At 42.1% G+C, this 340-nt stretch carries 1 protein-coding gene; it reads right to left on the reverse strand.

The features are described from left to right. On the reverse strand, positions 1-340 hold a 340-nt coding region (locus tag ADM33_RS00350), incomplete at both ends, for a hypothetical protein (RefSeq protein ID WP_049502690.1).

Here is a 340-nt window from a genome sequence, read left to right on the forward strand (position 1 = left end):
AACGTTTCCAGATGCATCGTTCGTTACAGTTTCAACAACTTTACCTGTTGAATCTTTAAGAACGAAGCTGAATTCGTTCGCTTTCAATTCACGACCTTCCAAGCGTTTAGTGAAGTTGAATTCTACTTGTACTGGTACGCTGTTCACACGTTTCTCGGTTGGTTTGCTTGGTTTTTCAACTGTCTTAGAGGTTGGGTTGTAGTAGTTGACTACTTGAGCCGCAGTATTTTCGATATCTACTCCGCCAGGAACATCAGCTTTCACTGTTGTTGGGATGTCAAACTTGTAGTAACGTCCGAAGGCGAACTTAGTTGTATCGATCACTTGAGTGTTTTCTGCA

This window comes from Streptococcus oralis, from assembly GCF_001075875.1.
Lineage (GTDB): Bacteria > Bacillota > Bacilli > Lactobacillales > Streptococcaceae > Streptococcus > Streptococcus oralis_I.